The organism is Luteimonas sp. 9C, from assembly GCF_902506295.1.
In the GTDB taxonomy this organism is placed as follows: domain Bacteria; phylum Pseudomonadota; class Gammaproteobacteria; order Xanthomonadales; family Xanthomonadaceae; genus Luteimonas.
The window spans coordinates 2,442,437-2,462,901 of sequence record NZ_LR733312.1; the positions used below are offsets into that span (position 1 = coordinate 2,442,437).

Annotated in this window: 15 protein-coding genes and 1 pseudogene; 9 read left to right on the plus strand and 7 right to left on the minus strand. The window is 68.7% G+C overall.

Annotated features, from left to right (window positions below):
• Positions 1-29: 29 nt before the first annotated feature.
• From CURTO8I2_RS11190 to CURTO8I2_RS11215, 6 genes are all read left to right on the plus strand, one after another.
• Entirely contained in the window at positions 30-1,112 is a 1,083-nt protein-coding gene (locus CURTO8I2_RS11190) for a catalase family peroxidase (RefSeq protein ID WP_159681150.1), read from the plus strand.
• Entirely contained in the window at positions 1,109-1,699 is a 591-nt protein-coding gene (locus CURTO8I2_RS11195) for a cytochrome b (protein WP_159681151.1), read from the plus strand. The genes CURTO8I2_RS11190 and CURTO8I2_RS11195 overlap by 4 nt, the downstream gene beginning before the upstream one ends.
• 54 nt (positions 1,700-1,753) lie before the next feature.
• Complete coding sequence (locus tag CURTO8I2_RS11200) at positions 1,754-2,173, plus strand: DUF1801 domain-containing protein (protein ID WP_159681152.1); 420 nt, start codon at positions 1,754-1,756, stop codon at positions 2,171-2,173.
• A 111-nt stretch (positions 2,174-2,284) separates the two neighbouring features.
• Entirely contained in the window at positions 2,285-4,186 is a 1,902-nt protein-coding gene (htpG, locus tag CURTO8I2_RS11205; protein ID WP_159681153.1) for a molecular chaperone HtpG, read from the plus strand.
• 392 nt (positions 4,187-4,578) lie between these two features.
• Positions 4,579-5,208, plus strand: coding sequence for a hypothetical protein (locus tag CURTO8I2_RS11210; protein WP_159681154.1), 630 nt, complete (start codon positions 4,579-4,581; stop codon positions 5,206-5,208).
• Positions 5,209-5,232: 24 nt separating this feature from the next.
• Entirely contained in the window at positions 5,233-6,621 is a 1,389-nt protein-coding gene (locus CURTO8I2_RS11215) for a DUF2235 domain-containing protein (RefSeq protein WP_159681155.1), read from the plus strand.
• Between the two features lie 157 nt (positions 6,622-6,778).
• Here CURTO8I2_RS11215 and CURTO8I2_RS11220 read toward each other — a convergent pair whose 3' ends face one another.
• The 5 genes from CURTO8I2_RS11220 to CURTO8I2_RS11240 form a co-directional block, all read right to left on the minus strand.
• Positions 6,779-8,245 (minus strand): efflux transporter outer membrane subunit, encoded by a 1,467-nt coding sequence (locus CURTO8I2_RS11220; protein ID WP_159681666.1) that lies wholly within the window; start codon positions 8,243-8,245, stop codon positions 6,779-6,781.
• Positions 8,245-8,994, minus strand: coding sequence for an SDR family oxidoreductase (locus tag CURTO8I2_RS11225; RefSeq protein WP_159681156.1), 750 nt, complete (start codon positions 8,992-8,994; stop codon positions 8,245-8,247). The genes CURTO8I2_RS11220 and CURTO8I2_RS11225 overlap by 1 nt, the downstream gene beginning before the upstream one ends.
• A 100-nt stretch (positions 8,995-9,094) precedes the next feature.
• The gene (locus CURTO8I2_RS11230; protein ID WP_159681157.1) at positions 9,095-12,280 is read right to left on the minus strand and encodes a multidrug efflux RND transporter permease subunit; all 3,186 of its coding nucleotides are present in this window, start codon (positions 12,278-12,280) and stop codon (positions 9,095-9,097) included.
• Between the two features lie 177 nt (positions 12,281-12,457).
• Positions 12,458-13,642, minus strand: coding sequence for an efflux RND transporter periplasmic adaptor subunit (locus CURTO8I2_RS11235; RefSeq protein WP_159681158.1), 1,185 nt, complete (start codon positions 13,640-13,642; stop codon positions 12,458-12,460).
• Positions 13,639-14,469 (minus strand): SDR family NAD(P)-dependent oxidoreductase, encoded by an 831-nt coding sequence (locus tag CURTO8I2_RS11240; RefSeq protein ID WP_159681159.1) that lies wholly within the window; start codon positions 14,467-14,469, stop codon positions 13,639-13,641. The genes CURTO8I2_RS11235 and CURTO8I2_RS11240 overlap by 4 nt, the downstream gene beginning before the upstream one ends.
• 382 nt (positions 14,470-14,851) lie before the next feature.
• Between CURTO8I2_RS11240 and CURTO8I2_RS11245 the strand changes: the two are divergent.
• Positions 14,852-15,760, plus strand: a pseudogene (locus tag CURTO8I2_RS11245) (LysR family transcriptional regulator); the annotation flags it as partial.
• 804 nt (positions 15,761-16,564) lie between these two features.
• Here CURTO8I2_RS11245 and CURTO8I2_RS11250 read toward each other — a convergent pair.
• Positions 16,565-17,590: an NADP-dependent oxidoreductase gene (locus CURTO8I2_RS11250; RefSeq protein ID WP_159681161.1), complete on the minus strand. Its 1,026-nt coding sequence runs from the start codon at positions 17,588-17,590 to the stop codon at positions 16,565-16,567.
• Between the two features lie 74 nt (positions 17,591-17,664).
• Positions 17,665-18,615, minus strand: a complete 951-nt coding sequence (locus CURTO8I2_RS11255; RefSeq protein WP_159681162.1) for an aldo/keto reductase — start codon at positions 18,613-18,615, stop codon at positions 17,665-17,667.
• 181 nt (positions 18,616-18,796) lie between these two features.
• Here CURTO8I2_RS11255 and CURTO8I2_RS11260 point away from each other — a divergent pair, with 181 nt between their 5' ends.
• A complete protein-coding gene (locus CURTO8I2_RS11260) occupies positions 18,797-19,651 on the plus strand; it encodes a methyltransferase (RefSeq protein ID WP_236551085.1) in 855 nt (284 codons plus the stop codon).
• A gap of 168 nt (positions 19,652-19,819) precedes the next feature.
• Positions 19,820-20,356, plus strand: a complete 537-nt coding sequence (locus CURTO8I2_RS11265; protein WP_159681163.1) for a pseudouridine synthase — start codon at positions 19,820-19,822, stop codon at positions 20,354-20,356.
• Positions 20,357-20,465: the final 109 nt, after the last annotated feature.

The following is a 20,465-nucleotide window of genomic DNA, read 5'->3' on the forward strand; positions in this document are numbered from 1 at the left end:
CTCGGCGCGTTCCGCCACGAGCCGCGTCCATGTCGCAATCTCCCGCACCCCGCCGTCGCACCGGTGCCTATGTCGCGATCGCGGCGATCGTGGCCGCCGCCGGCGGTGCCTTCGCTTGGACCGCCGGCTGGCTCACGCCGGACCGGCTCACGGCCGCGCGCATGACCGACGCCATCGAAGCGACATCGACCACGCCCTATCCCGGCTTCCGTCGCGCGCATGCCAAGGGCATCTGCGTGGTCGGGCATTTCGACGGCACCCCGGACGGCGCCGCATTGAGCCGGGCCCACGTGTTCGCGGCCACCGGAACGCCGCTGCTCGGCCGGCTGTCGATCGGCGGCGGCTCGCCCTACGGTCTGGACGCGCAGGCACGCGTGCGCAGCATGGCGCTGGTACTGCGCGGCGCCGACGGCAGCGAGTGGCGCATGGCGATGAACAGCTTTCCGTTCTTCGGCGCCGCGTCCATCGAGACCTTCCTCGAGCAGACGCGCGCCTCGGCGCCGGATCCGGCGACCGGCAAGCCCGATCCCGCGCGCATGGCCGCGTTCGCCGCGCAGCATCCCGAAGCGCAGCGCTTCGCCGCGTGGGCGAAGTCCGCGCCGTGGTCCGACAGCTTCGCCAACACGCAGTACAACGGCATCCACGCCTACCGCTTCACCGGCGAGCGCGGCGCGCAGCTGGTGCGCTGGTCGATGCGCCCGCAGGCGCCGTTCGTCGAGATGACGCCCGCGCAGCGCGACGCGGCGGAAGGCGACTATCTGCAAAACGAGCTGCGCGCGCGGCTCGCGGCGGGGCCGCTGCGCTGGGACATGGTCGCCACGATCGCCGGCGCAGGCGACGACGTCAGCGATCCGAGCACGCCCTGGCCGGACGAGCGCGAGCAGGTCGTCGTCGGCACCGTCGTCCTGACGGAGGCGCAGGACCAGGCGACCGGTGCGTGCCGTGACCTGAACTTCGATCCGACCATCGTGCCGACCGGCGTCGCGCTGTCGGACGATCCGATCCTCGCCGCGCGCGCCGCGGTGTATGCGCAGTCCTTCGATCGACGCGAGCGCGAGGTCGCCCGCGGCGCCGATGTCGATGGCACGCCGCCGCCGGAGACTGCCCGATGAGCGCCCCGACCGACCGCCACGACGCGTTCGCCCGCGCGCTGCACTGGAGCATGGCGGTGCTGATCCTGGCGATGCTGTTCGTCGGCGTGGCGATGGTGTCGTCGATGACGCTGCGGCCGTCGTTGCTGATGCTGCACCGGCCCATCGGCATCGCGCTGCTGGTGCTGGTGATCGTGCGCCTGGTCCATCGGCTGCGGCGTCGCACGCCGCCATTGCCGGCCGATCTGCCGGGCTGGCAACGCGCCGCCGCGCACGGCTCGCACATCGCACTCTATGCGCTGATGTGTGCGATGCCGCTGATCGGCTGGGCGATGGTGTCGGCGGCCGGCAATCCGGTCGTGATCTGGGGTGATCTGCATCTGCCCCCCATCGCGCCGCACGATCCTGCGATCTACAGCGTGTTGCGCGCCGCGCACACGTGGCTGGCGCGCGCGCTGCTCGCGGTGTTCCTGCTGCACGTCGCGGCCGCGCTGTACCACGCGTGGGTCCGTCGCGATGGCGTGTACCGCACGATGGCGCCGGTGCCGCTGGGACCGCGTCCGCACGACGCGCACGAGTCCACACGCACCGAATCCGGCGCGCCTTGAGCCGGCTGCGACACCCGGGCCGCTAGGCCGGCGCCGACCGACAGGCGTCCAGCCATGGCGAAGACCGCCCGCCCCCGGCACGGCACGCCGGCCGACACGTCGGCCGCCGTCGATGCCTTCATGGCCCGGCTCGACCACCCGCATGCCGACGCCGTGCAGCGTCTGCGCGCGCTGGTGCTGGGCGTCGACCCGATCATTGCGGAAGGCGTGAAATGGAACGCGCCGAGCTGGCGCACCACCGTGTACTTCGCGACCACGCACCTGCGGGCGACGTCCGGCATCGGCCTGGTCCTGCACCGCGGCGCGAAGGCGCGTGCACTGCCGGACGGCGGACTCGCGATCGACGACCCCCAGGCCCTGCTGACCTGGCTATCGCCGGATCGTGCACTGCTGGCGTTCGCCGACCGCGCTGCGCTCGAGGCCCGCGCGCAGGGGGTGCAGGCACTGCTGCGCCAGTGGATCGCCCACGTCTGAGCGGTCGACCGGCCTGCGGACGGCCCGCGGCAGAGGGCGGTGGCGCCTTGATTCCGCACCATCCACACCAATATCGACCGCTCGCACCACATCCACACGGACGCCACACGCATGACCGCACCCGCCGAAACCCGCAAGTTCGAAGCCGAAGTCGCCCAGGTGCTGCACCTGGTCACGCATTCGCTGTATTCGCACAAGGAGATCTTCCTGCGCGAACTGATCTCCAACGCCTCCGACGCCTGCGACAAGCTGCGTTTCGAATCGATCGCCAATCCCGAGCTGCTGGCGGGTGAGAGCGAGCTGCACATCGACGTCAGCTGGGACAAGGCCGCGCGCACGGTGACCATCCGCGATACCGGCATCGGCATGTCGCGCGACGACGTGGTCGCCAACATCGGCACCATCGCCAGCTCCGGCACGCGCCGCTTCCTCGAAGCGATGAGCGGCGAGCAGAAGGCCGATGCGCGCCTGATCGGCCAGTTCGGCGTGGGCTTCTACTCGGCCTTCGTCGTCGCCGACCGCGTGACCGTGCTGACCCGCCATGCGGGCGCGGCGCCCGAGGATGGCGTGAAGTGGGACAGCGACGGCCGCGGCGAGTACTCGCTGGAAGCAGTCACCCTGCCCGAGCGCGGCACCACGGTGATCCTGCATCTCAAGGCGGACGAGGACGAGTTCCTCGACGGCTGGAAGCTGCGGTCGCTGGTGACCAAGTATTCCGACCACGTCGCGTTCCCGATCCGCATGCCCAAGGACGCGCCGATGCCGGCCGAAGGCGAGGACGAGACGAAGGCCGACGCCGCGCCCGAATGGGAAACCGCCAACGATGCGTCCGCGCTGTGGACGAAGCCGAAGTCCGAGATCAGCGACGCGGACTACCAGAACTTCTACAAGGCGCTCGGCCACGACTTCAACGATGCCGCCGCGTGGACCCACAACCGCGTCGAGGGCAGCCAGAGCTTCACCACGCTGCTGTATCTGCCGTCGCAGCCGCCGTTCGACCTGATGATGGGCGGGCGTGACGAGCGCAAGGGCCTGAAGCTCTACATCAAGCGAGTGTTCGTCATGGACGCCGCGGAAGAACTGCTGCCGAACTACCTGCGCTTCGTGCGCGGCGTGGTCGATGCCGACGACCTGCCGCTCAACGTCAGCCGCGAACTGCTGCAGCACAACCGCCAGCTCGACCGCATCAAGGGCGCCTGCGTGAAGCGCGTGCTCGACCTGATCGAGAAGCTGGCGCGCGACGAGCCCGAAAAGTTCACCGCGTTCTACAAGGCCTTCGGCAACACGCTGAAGGAAGGCATCGTCGAGGACGCCGGCAACCGCGAGCGCATCGCCAAGCTGCTGCGCTTCGCGTCGACGAAGGGCGAGGGCGCATCGCAGACCGTGTCGCTCGACGACTATGTCGGCCGCATGCCGGTCGGCCAGGACACCATCTGGTACATCACCGCCGACGGCCACAAGGCCGCCGCGGGCAGCCCGCAACTTGAAGCCTTCCGTGCGAAGGACATCGAAGTGCTGTTGATGTTCGACCGCATCGACGAATGGATGCTCGGCAGCCTGCACGAGTACGCCGGCAAGTCGATGAAGAACGTCGCCAAGGGCGAACTGCCGCTCGACGAAGCGGACAAGGCCAAGCAGGCCGAAGCCGCGACGGCCGCCGCGCCGCTGGTCGAACGCATCAAGGGTCTGCTCGGCGACCGTGTCGGCGACGTGCGCGTGTCCGCGCGCCTGACCGATTCGCCGTCGTGCCTCGCGCTCGCGGATTACGAAATGGCCCCGCATCTTGCCCGCCTGCTGCGTGAAGCCGGCCAGGACGTGCCCGAGAGCAAGCCGACGCTCGAGATCAACCCGCAGCACGCGCTGCTGCAGCGGATCGAAAGCGAAGCGGATGATGCGAAGGCGACCGACCTGGCGACGCTGCTGCTCGAACAGGCCGAGATCGCCGCCGGCGCGCCGCTGCCGGATCCGGCCGCATTCGTGCAGCGGATGAACCGGGTGCTGCTGGGCGGCTGATCCTGCTCGAAGGTCGCGGCGCCCCCGCGACCGCACGCGCTTCAAGCCCTCCCCCGCACGCGGGGGAGGGTTGGGTGGGGGCGAACCTCACGCTCGCAGCGGTATTGATTCGTGCGAACTGCCTGCACCTGAGTGCATCGATGAAGCTGCATGCGGCAGACGGAACGTCGCTCGCAGGTTTCTGAAAGCGAGCATTCCGACAGCCGTCGCTTGAGCACTCAGTTCATCGACCCGCGCATCCCCACATCCGATACCGGCAACTCCCGATTCCCTACGGCGATCGGATGCGGCACCCTGTCTGCATCTGTCCCGCGTCCGCCCGAACCTGCCACCCTCCAACGGCATAGTGCCGGGACGCAGGGCGGAACCGTTCCAGCGCAGGGAGCACACCCATGGCCCAACGGATCGGGCGTCCGGATCGACACCACATGTCGCCGCGCGGACTCGCGGCCGCACTCGTCGCCACCGCACTCACCACGACAGGATGCCAGGGCATGGCGATGACACACGATCAGCCGCAACCCACCAGCGCCGCTCCGCAGCAAGGCCCGCTGACGGAGTTCCCGCTCCGGTTCCTGCGGCACAACTTCGGCATCGCGACGTATGCGGTGCAGGAATACACGGTGATCTACGCCAACCGCCCCTACTCGGGCGGGCCGCGTCCCGCCCGCGAAGACGTGCATCCCAACTCGTTCAACGCCGTCGATGCTGGCCACATCTCGATTCGGAACTTTCCTGCGCCTGCGATCGTGCGTTGGAAAGCCCGCGATGGCACGCCATTGGAGACCGAAGTCGACATTGGCGAGATCTTCAAAGACGAGCTGGTGCTTTATGACGCCCCGCGAGGAGAGATTTCCGATCGCACGCCGGCGATTAATCCGGACATCGTGATGGAGATCAACGACCGGACGATCAACGTGTACATGCGCGCGCACCTTTCGTTGAAGGCGCCGCGGATTCCGGGCAACCGATACAGCAACTTTCGAGCAGATCTTGTTCAGGCATGGAGCAAGACGTACTGATCTGCATCCACATGGAGGTGGAGCATGGGCGGGAATCGTCAACCGGACGGCGTACGCGCCGATGCCGCAACAGCGACGCATCTTGAGAGCTTCGAGGATGCGAACCGGTCGCTCGAGAAATTCACCGCGCCGGTACTTCTGGATGAGGGGAGACGCGAGCAGCGCCTGTTCGTCGCGTCCTTTGATGGCACCGGAAACAGCAAGCGTGACCCTGAAAAGCTGACCAACGTCGCGCGTCTCGACGAGCAATTTAGAGATCACGCAGCGCAAGCTAGAGAACGGCTCGGATACATTCCTATCGGAAGAGGCTATGTCGAGGGGCCGGGCACGCAGCGTGGCGTCAGCGGGCTGATCGATGCGATGCATGGCGGGAGCTATCAGGCGCGCATCGAGGACATGTATCTGCAGTTCACCACGCAAGCGCAAAAGTGGCTGGTCGAGAATCCCGGCGCCGACATACGCATCCTCGCAACAGGCTTCAGTCGTGGGGCCGAGCAGGCAGCCGGATTCACCAGGCTCGTCGAAGAACGCGGCATCCAGGATCCGACGGACGCCATCTTCAAGCGCAATGCCGACGGCCTGATCGTCGGGGAAGTGATCTATCCGAATCCTCCGCTGCGGGAGCCGGGCAGTGTCATCCAGGCTGCAGCGCTGTTTGATCCCGTCGGCACCGGCGCACCGCGCCAGAATGATCGACGTCTTGCCGAGTCCGTCGTGTCGGCCTTCCAGATCACCGCGATGCACGAGCGACGCAATCTGTTCCAAGGCACATTGATCAACGACTTCGGTATGACGCCGGATGGTCGCTTCCTCAACGTCAGCGTCGCCGGTGCGCACAGCGACATTGGCGGAGGTTATCGGCGTGACGGGCTCGGCATCCTCGCGGGAAATCTCAGTATCGACTTCATCAACAGCATGATCCAGCCGCCACCGCTCGAGAAGCGCGCACTGCCGGAAGACCCCGAGCGTTATGTGATCCACCGCTCCGAGGACCATCAGTTCTTCTACGGCACATCCGTATTCGATCGCGAGGGTATGCGCGGCATGCAGGATCTGCTGGCGCCGCCAACGCTATGCCAGCTCGACTGCCGCGACGCGATGCCGCGGAATGAAGAGATGGCCGCGGCGCTCGAATGGCAGCGTGTCGGCATCGGGCCGGTGCAGGGCAGCGTGCCGGTGCGCGATGCGGGTCTCGGAAACGCGGCGTTCGCGAGTGATCTGCTGTCGGCGGCCGCGCGCGAGGATGGGTTTGCGATTTCGGAACGTTTGCGCGCGCAGCTGGTGAGTGAAGCAGGACAGGCGTGGCTGCAGCAGGGATTCGGAGCGCTGGAACCGCAGTCGCGCGAGCTCGCGTCGCGTGGTGGTGCACATGGCGCGGCGCCGGCGCATCAGGTGGATGGGCCGGCGCTCTAAGCGATCCGCGTTTACGGAAAGGAACGTCCGTCGTCCGCGAAGCGGACCTGGTCACATCGGCGGAAACTGGCGTCAGCGCGCGTCAGCCCAGCCTGCGCCGGAATGACCTGATCCGCGCCTGGTCGAGGGCAACGATCGACGTCCGAGTGCGTCGGCTTCAGCGCATCCCCGCCGTCTCCCGCGCCGGCAGGATCTGCGGCCAGCCGCCGGCGAGTGCGCGGTACAGCGCCACTGCCTCGGTCGCGGTCCGCGTGCGTCCGGCCGCGAAGGCGTCCTCTGCCTGCAGCTGGCTGCGTTCGGCGTCGAGGACTTCCAGCAGGCTGGTGCCGCCGGCGTCGAAACGCAGGCGGGCGAGCTGGGCGGCGCGGGCGCTGTCGCGGGCGGCGCGATCGAGTTCGACGTCGGCATCAAAGGCGCGATCGAAGCGCACCAGCGCGTTGCCGGTGTCTTCCAGGGCGCGCAGCACCGTCTGCTGGTAGCGCGCGAGTTCCATCGAGGCGTCGGCGTCCGCCGCGGCGATGCGTGCGCGTACGCGGCCGATGTCGAGGAAGGACCAGTCGATGCCCAGTGCGACGAAGCGCGTTTCGCTGTCGCGGCCGAACAGCGCGTCGATGTCGCCGGCCTGGCCGCCGATCAGGCCGCCGAGCGTGAGCCGCGGAAAGAGATCCGCCGTGGCGACGCCGACACGCGCGGTGGCCGCATGCAGGCGATGCTCGGCCGCCGACACGTCGGGACGCGCACGCAGCACGTCGGCCGGCGTACCGGGATCGATCGAACGCGGCACGGCCGGCAATGCCCGCGCGAGCGTCAGCTGCGCGCGCAGTGCATCGGGCGTGCGTCCGGTCAGCACGGCGATCCGGTGGGTGGCGACGGCGATCTCGGCCTCCAGCACCGGAATGCGCGACGCGGTCGACGCGGCCTGCGCCGAGGCGCGTGCACTGTCGAAATCGCTGTCCTGGCCGGCCTCGCGGCGCGCGTCGACCAGCGCCAGCGTGTGCTGCTGGTTGCCGGCATTCTCGGTCGCCACGCGCAGGCGTTCCTGCAGGCCACGCAGGTCGAGGTAGGCCGTCGCCACGTCACCGACGATCGCCACCTGCACCGCACGCAGATCGTCCGCGCTCGCGGCGACCTCGGCGCGGCCGGCCTCGACGCTGCGGCGCACACGGCCGAACAGGTCGAGTTCCCAGCTGGCGCCGATGCCGATGTCGAAGCTGTCGGTGTCACGTGCATCGCGCGGCACGCCGGGCGCCTGGTCGGCACTCGCGCGATTGTTTGCGGCCGTCCCGCTGGCATCGAGCGTCGGCAACTGGTCGAAGCGCGTACCGCGCAGCAACGCATTCGCGCGGTCATAGCGGGCGAGCGCGATGCGCAGGTCGTGGTTCGCGACCAGCGTGTCGTCGACCAGTGCGTTCAACTGCGGATCGGCGAAGGCCTGCCAGAACGCGGTGTCGGCGACGGCGGGCGCGACGGTCGCGTTCGCCGCGCTCGCGGTCGCCGTGGTCGCATCCGGTGCGGCCGTGCCTTCGAAACTCTGCGGCACGGCCATCGACGGCCGCACGTGGTCGGGGCCGACGGCGCAGGCGGCGAGCAGGGCAGCCGCCAGCACCGAGATCAGGGGTCGCATCACCACGGCAGCACCTCGTCGAGATAGAAGTAGCCGCCGGTGGGGCCGGCATCGTCGATCAGCGCCAGGCGCACGCTGGTGCGCGCACCGTCGGCGACTTCGAGTTCGCCGTTCTGCTCGTCGCCGGCCTTGTTCATGTCCGTGCGCACGTAGCCCGGATGGATCGTGTTGACCTTGATGCCGGCGTCCTTGAGCACGTGCGCCAGATGCACGGTCCACGCGTTCACCGCGCTCTTGGACACGTTGTAGGCCGGCACGCCCTTGAAGTCGTAGATGAAGGACTCGGGGTTCTGGTGCTCGCTGATCGAGCCGAGCAGGCTGGACACGTTGACGATGCGGCCGGACTTGGACTTGTGCAGCAGCGGCAGCAGCGCCTGCGTGGTGGCGATCAGGCCGAACAGGTTGGTCTCGAACGTCGTGCGCCAGGTGTCGATCGACTGGCCGGCGGCGCCGAGCTGCGGATCGTCGGCGAGGATGCCGGCGTTGTTGACCAGGATGTCGAGCCGGCCGTGGCGGTCCTCGATGGTCTTCGCCGCCGCGGCGATGCTCGCGGCGTCGGTGACGTCGAGCGCGATGGCCTCGACCGGCAGGCCGGCGGCCTGCAGCTTCAATGCGGCGTCGACGGCTTTGTCGCGGTTGCGGCCGGCCAGCAGCGTGTGCACGCCGGCTTCGGCGAGCTGGCGCACGGTTTCCAGACCGATGCCGCGGGTGGCGCCGGTGACGAGGGCGATACGGGACGAGGTGTTCATGGGTGACTCCTGGACTGGGAAAGTTGGATGCGGCCGCGCGCGTGGGCGCGGCCGGGTTCGAAGCGGCGAACGTGCCCGGGACGCACTGCAGCGGCGCCGGTCATGCGTGCAGACCCGTGTCTGCAGCGTCGTGCGCGGGCGCAACCGGCTTGTGCGAGACCAGTGGCGTGTTCGCGAGCTTGCGCAGCGCGACGTAGAACACCGGGGTGAGGAACAGGCCGAAGAGGGTCACGCCCAGCATGCCGGCGAACACGGTGACGCCGGTAATCGAGCGGACTTCCGCACCCGCGCCCGTCGACAGCACCAGCGGCACGGTGCCGGCGATGAAGGCGACCGAGGTCATGACGATCGGACGCAGACGCAGACGGCTGGCTTCCAGCGCGGATTCGACGATGCCCTTGCCCTGCAGCTCCAGTTCGCGGGCGAACTCGACGATCAGGATCGCGTTCTTGCACGCCAGGCCCATCAGGACGACCAGCCCTACCTGCACGAACACGTTGTTGTCGCCGCCGGCGAGCCACACACCGAACAGCGCGGACAGCAGCGTCATCGGCACGATCAGGATCACCGCCAGCGGCAGCGACCAGCTTTCGTACAACGCCGCGAGCACCAGGAACGCCAGCAGCACCGCGAGCGGGAACACCACCATCGCCGCACCGCTCTGGTTCGACTGCTGGTAGCTCAGGTCGCTCCAGCCGATGCCCATGCCGGCCGGCAGCACCTGACCGGCGAGTTCGGTGACCTTCGCCATGGCCTCACCGGACGACAGCACGCGCGGGTCGGCATCGCCCAGCAGATCGGCCGCGGGATAGCCGTTGAAGCGGATCACCGGGTCCGGTCCGTAGGTCTGACGCACGTTCACCATCGAGCCCACCGGCACCATCTCGCCCGCCGCATTGCGCGTGCGCAGGTTGGCGATGTCGGTGACCTCGTCGCGGAACTGGCCGTCGGCCTGGGCGATGACCTGCCAGGTGCGGCCGAACATGTTGAAGTCGTTGACGTAGGCCGACCCGAGATAGGTCTGCAGCGTGTCGAACAGTTCGGTCAGCGGCACGCCCTGCGCCTTGGCCTTCTCACGATCGACGTCGGCATCGAGCTGCGGCACGTTGGCCTGGTAGCTGCTGATCGGATAGCCGAGGCCCGGCGTCTGCATCGCCGCGCCCTGGAACGCCTGCACCGCGGCCTGCAATTCGCCGTAGCCCAGACGCGTGCGGTCCTCGACGAACAGCGACCAGCCCGATCCGTTGCCCAGCCCCTGGATCGGCGGCGGCATGAAGGCGAAGGTGAAGCCTTCCTGGATCGTCGCGAACTTCTGGTTGAGCTCGGCAGTGATCTCTTCGGCGCTGCGCGCGCGCGCGCTGAAGGGATCGAGGGTGAAGAAGATCACACCGTTGTTGGGCGTGTTGGTGAACTGCAGCGGGTTGAGGCCGGGGAACGCGATCTCGCTGGCGACGCCGTCCACTTCACTGGCGAGCGCCGCCATCTGCTTCAGCACCGCATCGGTGCGCTCGATCGATGCGCCCTCCGGCATCTTCACGCCGGCGATCACGTACAGCTTGTCCTGCACCGGAATGAAGCCGGCCGGCACCACCTTGAACATCACGCCCGCGCCGACCAGCAGCACCGCGTAGACCAGGAACACCGCGCCGCGGCGACCGAGCACACGCGACACCCCAGCTTCATAGCGCTGCGAGCTGCGGTTGAAGAAGCGGTTGAACGGCCGGAACGCCCAGCCGAACGCCCGGTCGATCAACCGCGACGCGCGGTCCTTCGGCGCGTCGTGCGCGCGGAGCAGGATCGCCGCGAGCGCCGGGGACAGGGTCAGCGAGTTGAGGCCGGAGATGGCCGTGGCGATCGCGATGGTGACCGCGAACTGCTTGTAGAACTGCCCGGTCACGCCGGTCAGGAACGCCATCGGCACGAACACCGCGCACAGCACCAGGGTGATCGCGATGATCGGCCCCGACACTTCGCGCATGGCCCGATGCGCGGCCTCGAGCGGCGCCGCGCCGAGCTCGATGTGGCGCTCGACGTTCTCGACCACGACGATCGCATCGTCGACCACGATGCCGATCGCCAGCACCAGGCCGAACAGGGTCAGGGTATTGATCGAGTAGCCCAGCAGGTACAGCACGGCGAACGTGCCGACGATGGACACCGGCACCGCGATCAGCGGAATGATCGACGCACGCCAGGTCTGCAGGAACAGGATCACCACCAGCACCACCAGCAGCGTCGCTTCGAGCAGGGTGACGACGACCGACTTGATCGAATCGCGGACGAAGATCGTGGTGTCGTAGATCGACTGGATCTCAACGCCCGGCGGCAGCTGCGGGCGCAGCTCGTCCATCTTCGCGACGACGCCGTCGCGGATGTCGAGCGCGTTCGCGCCCGGCGCCTGGAAAATGCCGATCGCCGCTGCGTTCTTGCCGTCGAGTCGCGCGCGTAGCGTGTAGTCGCCGGCGGCGAGTTCGATGCGCGCGACATCGGCCAGGCGCACGAGCTCCCCGTCGGTGCCGGACTTCAACACGATGTCGCCGAATTCCTCGACGGTCTCGAGCCTGCCCTTGGCATTGATCGGCAACAGGAAATCGCTGCCATTGGGCATCGGCTCGGCGCCGAGCTGGCCGGCGGAGACCTGGACGTTCTGCTCGCGCACCGCGCGCACCACGTCGCTGGCGGTCATACCGCGGGCGGCGACCTTGTCGGGATCGAGCCACAGCCGCATCGCGTAGTCGCCGCCGCCGAAGAGCTGCGCATCGCCGACGCCGGTGATCTTGGCCAGCTCGTCCTTGACGTGCAGGCGCATGTAGTTGCGCAGGTACAGCGAGTCGTAGCGGCCATCTTCCGACGTCAGATGCACGACCATCAGGAACACCGGCGACTGCTTCTGCGTGGTCACGCCCTGCCGTCGCACGTCCTCGGGCAGTCGCGCCAGCGCCTGGGCCACGCGGTTCTGCACGCGCACCGCCGCCTCGTCGGCATCGGTGCCCGGCTTGAAGGTTGCAGTGAGCTGCAGCACGCCGTCGGAGCCGGCGACGGACTTGATGTACATCATGTCCTCGACGCCGTTGATGGCTTCCTCGAGCGGCGTCGCCACGGTTTCGGCGATCACTTTCGGATTGGCACCGGGATACACGGTGCGGACGACCACCGACGGCGGCACGACCTCCGGGTATTCGCCGATCGGCAGCAGCGGGATGGCGATCAGGCCACCGGCGAAGATCAGGATCGACAGCACCGCGGCGAAGATCGGCCGGTCGATGAAGAAGCGGGAGAAGTCCACGGGGAAATCCTTGTGGGCGGCGCGGGGGCCGTTTGGAGAAAAATCGAAACAGCGAGCCCTTCTCCCTTGGGGAGAAGGTGGCCCGGAGGGCCGGATGAGGGCGGGGCACTCCCGGCGCGACCGGCAGCCCTCACCCCAACCCCTCTACCGAGGGGAGAGCGGCTCAAGCAGCGCGCGTCAGCGCTTCGCGATCGCCTCGACCGGCGCACCACCACGCATCGCGACCGCCTTCGGCGCGACCGGCATGCCCGGCATGAAGACCTTCTGCACGCCGTTGACGATCACGTGGTCACCGGCCGCGAGGCCCGACTCGACGACGCGCAGGCCTTCGACGATGCGGCCGGGCACGATGTCGCGGCGCTGCGCGGTGTTGTCCTCGCCGACGACGTAGACGAACTTGCGGTCCTGGTCGGTGATCACGGCCTTGTCGTCGATCAGGATCGCCGGCCGCGCGGCCGCGCCTTCCAGTTGCACGCGGGCGAACAGGCCCGGGGTGAAGCGACGGTCCGGATTCGGCAGCACGGCCCGGGCGCGTACGGTGCCGGTCGCGGGGTCGATCTGGTTGTCGAGGAAATCGACGGTGCCGGCATGCGGATAGCCGGTCTCGTCGGCCAGACCCACGCGCACCGCGTTGTCGGCGTTTTTGCGGGTCCCTTCGCGCGACATCGCCTGGTGACGCAGATAAGTGCGCTCGTCGGTCTCGAAATAGACGTGCACCGGATCCTGCGAGACCACGGTGGTCAGCAGCGACGCGTCGGCCTGGGCGAGGTTGCCGGTGGTGAGCATCGCGCGTCCGGCGCGGCCGGCGACCGGCGCACGCACCTCGGTGAAGGCGAGATCCAGTCGTGCGGTGTCGACCGCGGCCTGTGCACCGCGCACCGCGGCTTCGGCTTCGGCGCGACCGGCGCTGCGCGCTTCGAAATCGTCGCGCGAGATCGCGCTGGCATCGATCAGTTGCTGCGCGCGGGTGTGACGCGTGGTCGCCAGCTGCGCATCGGCGCGGGCGCGGGCCAGCTCGGCTTCCGCGCGCTGCAGCGCGGCGCGGTATGGCCGCGGGTCGATGACGAACAGCAGGTCGCCCTTCGCCACCTCGTCGCCTTCGGCATAGGCGACGCGCTGCACGTAGCCACTGACGCGCGGCCGCAATTCGACGCTTTCGACCGCGGCGATGCGGCCGGTCGCGTCGTTCCAGTCCTGCACCTGTTCCGACAGGACAGCCGCGACGCCGACCTCCGGCGGTGGCGGCTGGGTCTGGTCCTGGGCCTGGGTGTCGCAGCCGGCGACCGCGAGCGCGACGGCGACGGCGAGACCGGTGGCAGCGAAGGCGCGCCACGCGCGCGGCGAAATGTGGGAGCGGATCATGAGCGGGATTCCTGGGGGGCAGCGGTGGCGGCCAGGCGACGCAGCAGCGCGCTGGCGTCGGCCTGGTGGGTGTGGGTGGGTGCGCAGGCGCCGACATCGAGGTCGTCGGACAGACCCGGCGGGCGCACGGCGGCGCCGATCGGAAAGCGCACCAGGGCGACGTCGGCATTCGCGGCGCCATCGACCAGACGCAGGGCGTGCTCTGCGATCGCCTCGACATCCGGCCACTGCGCACGCGCATGGGCGGCGTTGGCATCGCAGCGCATCGGCGAGTCGACGGCCAGCATCTGCACGCGCACCGGCAGCGTGCGGGCTTCCTCGTGCAGCACCCGCGCGAGCATCCGCAGCGCGGATGCGCCGATCGAGTGATGGCCGTAGCCGGACCACGGATGGTCCGCGCCGGGGCCGCCGACCAGCACATAGCCGGCGCGCGGCTGCGTGGCGAGCATCGGCAGCAGATGGCGCGCGATGGACAGATGCGGCAGCAGGTCTTCGTCGAGGCGACGCCTCAGGAAGTCCGCGGGCGCATCGAGCACACGCCGGCTGCCGGCCGTGCCCCGGATCGCCGCGATCACCGCGCCCGGCGCCGGGCCGGGCAAGGCGCGCAGGCGTGCGGCGAGGTCGGCGGCGTCCCCGTCGCTGCGGATGTCGGCCACCAGCGTGGTCAGCGCGGCGCCGTGCTGGGCCTCCAGACGCGCCAGCGCATCGACGTCATGGGCGACCGCGATCGTGCGACGCCCGGCGGCCAGTGCCTGCGCGACCACGCGCGTTCCGATCATCCCGGTGGCGCCGACAATCACCAGCGGCGCCTTGATTGTCCCTTTCATGGGATTTTGTCTCCCGAAAACCGGTCTTCGATCGACACCGGCGTGTCGCGGAGCGGGCGCGTGCCGGGCAGCCAGGACCACAACCAGCCCCAGCCGGCGCGACCGGCCTGGAGCCGCCTGGGGGGGGCGATCCGTGCGCTAGACGATTGATTCGGCGGGATTTCCATACGCTGCCCGCGGCGACGCGTGGGCGTGGTCGCAGGGCGTTGCGCGGGGGGCGCGGCGGGGCGATGGGCGGACATGGGCGGCGTCGACTCGGGGGATGCCGCAGATGATCCGCCTCGAAAGGGGACTTGATTAGTCCCCTTTCGAGGGAATAATTATCCCCGTCACGGTCCAATCGTCCGCGCACCGCACGCGCCCCCGCTTTTCCGGAGTTCCCATGGCACACGATCTCAACGAGACCCTCATCTTCGTCAAGGTGGTCGAACAGGGCAGCTTCATCGCCGCCGCCCACGCGCTCGGCCTGCCCAAGACGACGGTCAGCCGCAAGGTGCAGGAACTGGAACAGCGACTGGGCGCGCGCCTGCTCAACCGCACCACGCGCCGGCTCGGCCTGACCGAAGCCGGCAGCATCTATCACGAGCATTGCCAGCGCATCGCACGCGGACTCGAAGACGCCGAGAGCGCCGTGGCGCAATTGCAGAGCGGGCCGCGCGGCTGGTTGCGCTTCACCGTGCCGTACTCGATTGGCATCACCTGGATCGCGCCGCTGCTCGGCGACTTCCAGGCGCAATACCCCGAGATCCAGCTCGACATGCACATGGGCAACGAGAAGCTCGATCTCATTGCCGGCGAAGCCGACCTCGCCCTGCGCATCGGCACGCTGCCCGATTCCAACCTCGTCGCGCGCAAGCTCGGCAGCCTGCGTACGCAGGTCTTCGCCAGCCAGTCCTACATCGAGCAGCACGGCGAACCGTTGCACCCCGACGACCTGCAGCACCACCGCACACTGGTGATGCGCAAGAGCCACAACGCCAACAACCGCTTCGTCTGGTCATTGACCGACGGGCGCGCGCTGCGCGATTTTCCGGTCAATCCGCAACTCGTCGCCAACGATCCCGCCGCGCTCAACTGGGCGCTGATCAAGGGCGAAGGCCTGATGCTGACCGGCGACGTGATGGCCAAGGCCTTCGTCGAAGCCGGCATGGCGCAGCGCGTACTTGCCGGGTGGACCGGCCCGGAAGTCGATTTCAACGCCGTGTTTCCCGGCGGCCGACTTGTCTCGCCGAAGGTGCGCGCGTTCGTCGATTTCCTGATCGAGCGTCTGAACTTCGACGCCGACCACATGCAGACGCTGTGTCAGGTCCAGCAGCAGGCGATGGAGGCGAAGACCGCCGGCAGGGTCGCGCTCGCGCAGCTGGAGAAGGCGACGCGTCGGGTGGTGACGCCGGTGGTGGATGTCGAGGAAGAGGTGGCGCCGGTCGGCAGGTAAGTGGTTGGCACGTGCCGTAGGCGGTGCCTGCTCTGCTCTTCGCTCTTCGCTGTTGATTGCCGGAACGCCATCGCGTCTGCATGCAGACCCGTAGGGCGCCGCACATGGATGTGCGGCGCTTTTTTTTTCGAGCCAGGATGGCGAGTCGAAAAATCCCGGAATGAAATGACTGGCCGGATTTGCTCCCTCGGGGCTGGCCCTTTTCTTTGGTTCTGTTTCTTTGACTCGCATCTTTCGATGCTCGCCCCTCGGGGCCGGCTGCGCCGTTCGCACTGCGTGCGTGGGCCAGCAAAAGACATGAACCCGCTCGCCGCAAGATGAGTGGAAGCGTTTGATATTGCTTTTCTTGCCGAAGGCAAACGTACAGGCACAGATCAAACGCTTTCGTCCGCTGACGCGGCCGAGTTCATTTCTTTTGGTTGACGCCAAAAGAAACGGAACCAAAGAAAAACGTCTCCCCGACACGTCCGAAGCCCGCGGCTTGTAGTGCACCGGAATTTTCCGACTCGGCATCCTGCCTCTGTCGGAAAACGCCGCACGTCCTGTGCGGCGCCCTCCGGGTAAGTGCGAGTGCGGTTGCGTTACGGAGATCAAAAGCCAGGAGCGGGAAGCGAAAAGCAACGCACAGCGAAACTGCCGGTGCGCGCGAAGCGCGAAAAGTTACGGGCTCATGTTGACCAGCAACTTCCCGAAATTCTTCCCCGCCAACATCCCGATGAACGCCCCCGGCGCGTTCTCCAATCCTTCCACGACATCCTCCCGATACCGCACGCGCCCATCGCGCAACCACTGCCCCATCTCGCGCACGAACTCGGGATAGAGCGCGATGAAATCGCGCTGGATGAAACCGCGCACGGTGAGATGACGGCTGAGGATCAGGCCCATCAGCTGCGGCACACGATCAGGCCCGGCGGGCGGCGCGGTCTCGTTGTAGTGGGCGACGAGGCCGCACACCGGGATGCGCGCGAAATCGTTGAGCAGGGGCAGCACGGCGTCGAACACCTTGCCGCCGACGTTCTCGAAGTAGACGTCGATGCCGTCCGGGCACGCGGCCGCGAGCTGCTCGGCGAAATCGTCGGCGCGGTGGTCGAGGGCGACGTCGAAGCCGAGCGCGTCGCGGACATGGGCGACCTTGTCCGGGCCACCCGCAATGCCGACGGCGCGCGCGCCGTGGAGTTTCGCGATCTGGCCGACTGTCGCACCGACCGGTCCGCTCGCCGCGGCCACCACGACGGTCTCGCCATGCTGCGGCTTGCCGATCTCGTGCAGACCGGCGTAGGCGGTGAAGCCGGGCATGCCGTGTACGCCGAGCGCGGTCTGCGCCGGCAGTCCGGCGGGATCGAGCTTGCGGCGCAGGGTCTCGCCGTCGACGACGGCGTGGGTCTGCCAGCCGGCATGCGCCAGCACCAGATCGCCGGGCGACCACGCCGGGTGCAGCGACTCGACGACTTCCGAAATCGTGCCGCCGTCCATGACCTCGCCGATCTCGACCGGCGCGGCGTACGAGCGCCCGGCGTTCATGCGGCCGCGCATGTAGGGGTCGAGCGACAGCCAGCGGTTGCGCAGCAGCACCTGGCCGTTGCGCGGCGTGGGGATCTGGAAGGTCTCGACGCGGAAATCGTCGGGCGTCGGCGCGCCCGTCGGACGCGCGGCGAGAACGATACGGGTGGCGGTGGCGTCGCGCATGGGAGCGGCCTGTTCGGTGGGGTGATCTGGATAACGCATTCCGCGCTGCAACGGCGTCAACGCGCGTGCGGACGTCAGCTGGCGCTGGCGCCATCGAGCGCCGCGATGTCGGCCTTCGACAGCAGCAGGGTGCGCGCGGCGGCCAGTTCGCGCAGCTGGCCGATGCTGGTGGCGCTGACGATCGGCGCGGTCACGCCCGGCCGCGCGATCAGCCAGGCCAGCGCCACCTGGGCCACGGTGGCCGCATGCCGGCACGCGACGTCGTCGAGCGCGGCGAGCACGCGCTTGCCGCGCGCATTGAGATACCGCGTCACGACCTGCGCACCGCGTGCGCTGCTCCTGGCGGCGTCGGCCTCGGTGCGGTACTTGCCGCTGAGAAAACCGCTCGCCAGCGAGTAGTAGCCGATCACGCCCAGCCCGTGTGCACGCACCAGCGGTTCCAGCGCGGCTTCGTAACCGGCGCGGTCGACGAGGTTGTATTCGGGCTGCAGGGTCTCGTAGCGCGGCAGGTTGTGGCGCTCGGCCACCTCGAGCGCCTCGGCCAGACGCGGCGCGGTGTAGTTCGACGCGCCGATCGCGCGCACCTTGCCCTGCTCGATCAGCCGCGCGAACGCGCCCAGCGTGTCTTCCAGCGGCACCGACGGATCGTCCTCGTGCGCCTGGTAGAGATCGATGACGTCGGTGCGCAGTCGACGCAACGAGTCCTCGCACGCGGCCTGGATGTTGGCCGGCGACAGGCCCTTGCGCTGCGGCCACTTCGCGACCTTGGTGGCGATGACCACGCGCTGGCGCTTGCCGCTCTTCTTCAGCCACTGCCCGATCAGGGTTTCGGATTCACCGCCCGCATTCCCGTCGACCCAGGCCGAATAGGCATCCGCGGTATCGACGAGATTGAGACCCAACGCGACGCATTCGTCGAGCAGCGCGTGCGTCGTCGCCGCGTCGACGCTCCAGCCGAACACGTTGCCGCCGAACGCCAATGGCGAGACCTTGAGGCCCGAGCGCCCGAGTTCGCGTTCCGACATGTGCCGCTCCTGTGTGCAAACCAATCGCCACAGCATAGGCAGGCCTGCCGCATGCACGACACCACGAAGCACGCAAAGCTGTGTTCCGGCATGCCGTCGCAGGCGCGGCGCGACGGACGGCGACCTTCGCCACACGGCTTGTGGCACCCTTTGCGCCACGTCCGCGTCCGGAGTCCCGCCCATGCAACGCAGCTTGTCGTTCTGCGCCGTCGCCCTGATCGCCCTCGCCGGTTGCGCCAGTGCGCCGCAGGTGCCTGCCGATTCGGCCGCCGATCTCGATGCCACCAACGTCGCCCGCCTCGATGCCGCGCTGGCCGGTGACTGGCGCAGCGCGGAGAACCGCGCACGCGACATGTACCGTCATCCGCGCGAAACCCTGACGTTCTTCGGCGTGCGCCCGGAGCACACCGTCGTGGAGATCACCCCCGGCAGTGGCGCGTGGTATGCGGACATCCTGGCGCCCTACCTGCGCGACAACGGTCGCTACATCGCCGCGATGGTCGACCCGGCCGCGGTGCCCGAGGGCCGCGGCCGCGATTACCAGACCAGCCAGCGCACCGGCCTGCAGGCCCGCTTCGACGCGGTGCCCATGCAGTTCGACCGCGCGCGCATGGTGGCGTTCGATCCCGCCGCGCCGCGCTTCGGCCCGTCGAACTCGGCCGACGTCGTGCTGACGTTCCGCAACGTCCACAACTGGCGTGCGTCCGGCCAGGCCGAGGCGATGTTCAAGGGCTTCTACGACGTGCTGCGTCCGGGCGGCGTGCTGGGCGTGGTCGAGCATCGCGCCAAGGCCGACGTGCCGGCCGACGATCGCAGCGGCTACGTGGGCACCGCGCAGGTCATCGCACTCGCGCAGGCCGCGGGCTTCCGCGTCGATGGCAGCAGCGAGGCCAACGCGAACCCGAAGGACACCCGCGACCATCCCAATGGCGTGTGGATGCTGCCGCCGGCGAACCGCCACGATGCTGCGGACGCGGCGAAGTACACCGCGATCGGCGAAAGCGACCGGATGACGCTGCGGTTCGTGAAGCCCTGAGACGCGTTGACGGGTGATGCGCGCCGGGTGAGGCCTCGGCGCGGGTCGTCTGCGACGACTCGTGCCGTCGTCGCACATGGACCGGTGCCGGCCCGCGCCGCGGGACATGGGGCACTCGGCGCCGCCGCTGCCCCGCCCCGCGGCGCATCCGCCCAGAGTGCAGGTGCCATGCTGATCGCCTTCAACAAGCCCTACGGCGTGCTCTGCCAGTTCACTGACCGCAGCACGCCGCCTCGGCCCACGCTGGCCGGCTTCGGCCTGCCGGCCGATGTCTACGCCGCTGGCCGCCTCGATCACGATAGCGAAGGCCTGCTGCTGCTGACCGACGACGGCCCACTGGCGCACCGCATCACGGACCCGCGCCACAAACTCTCCAAGACCTACCGGGTGCAGGTGGAAGGCGCACCATCGCCGGACCAGCTGCAGGCGCTGCGCGATGGCGTGACGCTCAACGATGGCCCGACCCGACCTGCGCACGCCACACTGCTCGCATCGCCACCCGCGTTGTGGCCACGCGATCCACCCGTGCGCTTCCGCAAGACCGTGCCCGATGCATGGCTGGAACTGACCATTGCCGAGGGCCGCAACCGCCAGGTGCGCCGCATGACCGCAGCGGTGGGTCTGCCCACGCTGCGGCTGGTGCGCGTGGCGATCGGCGACTGGCGGCTGGAGGACCTCCAGCCCGGCGCCTGGCGGGCGTTATAGCGGGACGGACGGGCTTGACCGGCCCCGCAGACGAGCGGCTTTCTGTTAACGTGCCGGGCGGACAGCGCGCGGCTGACGCGTGTCGCCCACTCCCCGTTCGGGGCCACCC

Coding starts and splice junctions, on each gene's coding strand:
- CURTO8I2_RS11190 (WP_159681150.1), top strand. CDS start 30: ATGTCGCAATCTCCCGCACCCCGCCGTCGCACCGGTGCCTATGTCGCG.
- CURTO8I2_RS11195 (WP_159681151.1), top strand. CDS start 1,109: ATGAGCGCCCCGACCGACCGCCACGACGCGTTCGCCCGCGCGCTGCAC.
- CURTO8I2_RS11200 (WP_159681152.1), top strand. CDS start 1,754: ATGGCGAAGACCGCCCGCCCCCGGCACGGCACGCCGGCCGACACGTCG.
- htpG (WP_159681153.1), top strand. CDS start 2,285: ATGACCGCACCCGCCGAAACCCGCAAGTTCGAAGCCGAAGTCGCCCAG.
- CURTO8I2_RS11210 (WP_159681154.1), top strand. CDS start 4,579: ATGGCCCAACGGATCGGGCGTCCGGATCGACACCACATGTCGCCGCGC.
- CURTO8I2_RS11215 (WP_159681155.1), top strand. CDS start 5,233: ATGGGCGGGAATCGTCAACCGGACGGCGTACGCGCCGATGCCGCAACA.
- CURTO8I2_RS11220 (WP_159681666.1), bottom strand. CDS start 8,245: ATGCGACCCCTGATCTCGGTGCTGGCGGCTGCCCTGCTCGCCGCCTGC.
- CURTO8I2_RS11225 (WP_159681156.1), bottom strand. CDS start 8,994: ATGAACACCTCGTCCCGTATCGCCCTCGTCACCGGCGCCACCCGCGGC.
- CURTO8I2_RS11235 (WP_159681158.1), bottom strand. CDS start 13,642: ATGATCCGCTCCCACATTTCGCCGCGCGCGTGGCGCGCCTTCGCTGCC.
- CURTO8I2_RS11240 (WP_159681159.1), bottom strand. CDS start 14,469: ATGAAAGGGACAATCAAGGCGCCGCTGGTGATTGTCGGCGCCACCGGG.
- CURTO8I2_RS11250 (WP_159681161.1), bottom strand. CDS start 17,590: ATGCGCGACGCCACCGCCACCCGTATCGTTCTCGCCGCGCGTCCGACG.
- CURTO8I2_RS11255 (WP_159681162.1), bottom strand. CDS start 18,615: ATGTCGGAACGCGAACTCGGGCGCTCGGGCCTCAAGGTCTCGCCATTG.
- CURTO8I2_RS11260 (WP_236551085.1), top strand. CDS start 18,797: ATGCAACGCAGCTTGTCGTTCTGCGCCGTCGCCCTGATCGCCCTCGCC.
- CURTO8I2_RS11265 (WP_159681163.1), top strand. CDS start 19,820: ATGCTGATCGCCTTCAACAAGCCCTACGGCGTGCTCTGCCAGTTCACT.